This window comes from Corallococcus sp. CA053C, from assembly GCF_003611675.1.
Classification (GTDB): domain Bacteria; phylum Myxococcota; class Myxococcia; order Myxococcales; family Myxococcaceae; genus Corallococcus.
The window spans coordinates 1-2489 of the sequence record NZ_RAWA01000690.1 but is presented as its reverse complement, the minus strand read 5'-3'; the positions used below and the strand labels follow the sequence as shown (position 1 = coordinate 2489).

General features: G+C 69.5%; 4 protein-coding genes. 3 read left to right on the top strand and 1 reads right to left on the bottom strand.

Going from position 1 to position 2489, the window contains the following annotated elements:
- The 3 genes from D7V97_RS45110 to D7V97_RS42170 all read left to right on the top strand — a co-directional run.
- Positions 1–309 (top strand): hypothetical protein (locus D7V97_RS45110; RefSeq protein WP_158623572.1); only part of this gene is annotated, 309 nt, incomplete at its 5' end.
- Positions 310–359: 50 nt separating this feature from the next.
- Complete coding sequence (locus D7V97_RS42175; protein WP_120616158.1) at positions 360–1175, top strand: hypothetical protein; 816 nt, start codon at positions 360–362, stop codon at positions 1173–1175.
- 18 nt (positions 1176–1193) lie between these two features.
- The gene (locus D7V97_RS42170) at positions 1194–2015 is read left to right on the top strand and encodes a hypothetical protein (RefSeq protein WP_120616157.1); all 822 of its coding nucleotides are present in this window, start codon (positions 1194–1196) and stop codon (positions 2013–2015) included.
- Positions 2016–2025: 10 nt separating this feature from the next.
- On the opposite strand, the gene D7V97_RS42165 is transcribed toward D7V97_RS42170, so the two are convergent.
- On the bottom strand, positions 2026–2489 hold a 464-nt coding region (locus D7V97_RS42165), incomplete at its 5' end, for a 3-oxoacyl-[acyl-carrier-protein] synthase III C-terminal domain-containing protein (protein ID WP_304988535.1).

Below are 2489 nucleotides of genomic sequence, written 5' to 3'. Positions count from 1 at the left end.
GTCACCAAGCCCGTGAAGCAGGCCGCAGGGCCCAAGCGCCCGCGCAATCCGACCCTGCCGTCCGCGCGGGATGCCCTCAGCGAAGCCCGCGCGGCGCTCGCGACAGGAGACAACGGCAAGGCGGTCCGCATGGCCCAGCGCAGCTACTCGGAGCAGGACAACCTGGCCGCGCGCCTGATTGCGCTCCGGGTCTACTGCGAGAAGGGGGACCTGGCGAACGTGCGCGCGGTGTCGCGCGTGATGGACCTTCGGGAGATGCAAGAGGTCGTCGCCGAATGTCAGACGCATGGTATCGACTTGGCGCCCTGATCAGCCCCCGCCGCATGCGGGTGCGCCTGGGTGAAGCGGAGGAATCACGCGTGAGGTTCGTCGTCGCAGTCGCCGTGCTGTCCATGGTCCTGGGCACCCTGCCCGCCGGGGCCGCGGCCCCCGTCGAAGCCGGCAAGGTGTTCGTGGGACCGCAGGGCGAAGAGGTGGCGCTCGTGCCGCTCACGCCCCGCGATCAGAAGAAGTTCCTGCTGCGCATCCAGGGCACGGGCTCCGTGCTGGACGGCCTCGTCCTCCCCTACACGGTCAAGGACTGGAGCAGCCTCAGCGCCTCGCGGCTGAGCTACACGACCCAGTGGCACGGCCGGAACTACTCGCCGCTCGTCGTCGTGGGCCCGCGCGTGGAGCTGCACTTCCCCGGAGGCCCCGGCAACGGCATCGCCGTCCAGTACGACGAGGCGCGCTCGCAGAAGCTCAAGCCGGAGGAGGTCTACGGGCAACACCAGCAACAGACCCAGAGCGGCCAGCTCGCGAAGCTGATGGCCTTTGATCGCAAGGCCGAGCAGGCGGTCCACGACACCGCCTTCGCGGAAGCGCTCGAGACGATGAACACCACCTGCGGCGCGTCCGTGGCGGGTGCCATCGACTGGGCCACCGTCACGGAGCCCCAGCTCAAGGACGTGAACATCACCCGCTTCTGCACCTTCCCGCTCAGCGCCCTGAAGACGATGTGCGGCGCGTCCGAGGAAGCCCGCCGCACGGTGAAGGCCCGCATCCAGCACCTCGACTGCCGCCTGGGCACGGCCCTGGAGCCTGGCCTGCAAGGGGACCGCTTCGTGTGGACCACGTCCCCGGAGGCCTCCAGCCAGGAGAAGGCCGCCACCCGCTACTTCAAGAAGCACCTCTAGCCCCGCGCCCGCACCCCCATGACCTTCCCGCGCATCCTCACCGTGGCCCTGCTGCTCGGCTCCAGCACCACCGCCGCCGTCGAACCGCCGTGGGGCAAGGCGGAGAACCTGGGCCAGCGCATGCTCCTGGAGGCCACGTCCGTGTGCACCGACGGCAAGGGCCACTACGCCGTCTCCGTGCCCCGCGAGGAGACGGACGACCTGGAGGACCGGCTCTACTACGGCGACGCGAAGGAGCTCGTCGAGGTGCCCCGGCCCCAGGGCCTGCTGTCCGCCGAGACCTTCCTGGACCCGCGCTTCTTCAACAAGCAGGGCACCCCCGACTACCAGGGGCACGACCTGCGCGTGTACTCGGAGCTGTCCGTGGACGTGAAGGAGCGCACCTGTTCGCTGCGCTGTGGCGAGCGCAAGGTGTCCCTGGAGATGCTCCCGGGAGCGCAGGCGCGGGAGATGCTGCGCAAGGCCACCTACGCGCCCAACCCGCAGAAGTACGTCCCCCACGCGCTGCTGCGCGACTCGAAGGGCACGTACTACTACGTGGACAAGGGCTCCTCGTCGTCGGACGCACGCAACTTCCGGGTGTTCATCGGGCCGCGCGGCGACCTGAAGCCGCAGAAGATGACCAACGTGGTGTCGGACTCCGAAGGGGAGATCTTCACCACGAAGCGGGGCGAGCTGCGGCTCGTCATCGACCGCGCGCAGACGCCCCTGTGGATTGAGAAGCCGACCCGGGAGGTCGCGCTGCGCAACGTGCCCGTGGAGCAGAACCTGCCGCTCATCTACAACGAGCTGGGCGTCTACACGGGCATCCGGCTGGGCACGCCCTGCGACGACCAGTAGCGCGCCCGCTTCAGACGCGGACCAGCACCGCGAGCTGGTGCGCGCCAATGCCCAGGCCCACCATCACCAGGTACTTCGTGCGCAGCTCGCGCTGGAACCGGGAGAGCGTCACCGGCATCGACGCGTGCACCATGTTGCCCAGGTCCTCGAAGGTATCCAGGTACTCGCGAGGACGGATCTGCTGGGCCCAGTGGTCCATCAGCTTGCGCGTGGCCTGGTGCGAGATGAGCGTCACCTCGTCCGCGCTCACGCCGTGCTTCGCCAGGAGCCGCTCCACGAGCTTGGGCGGCCCGTTCATCCCCGACGTCAGGAACGCCTGGATGCCGCCCGTGGGCGCGATGCCGTAGGTAGGGTGCGCGAGGCCTGACTCCGGGCGCACGCCCAGCATCATCGCGCCGTACTCGTCGCTGAAGGTGTCCGCCGCCCAGTCCACGAGGACGAGCCGGCCTCCGGGCTCCGAGGCCCCCACCACCG

Bases quoted from the DNA above. Each gene is read 5' to 3' on its own strand.
- D7V97_RS42170 (WP_120616157.1), top strand. From the start codon at position 1,194: ATGACCTTCCCGCGCATCCTCACCGTGGCCCTGCTGCTCGGCTCCAGC.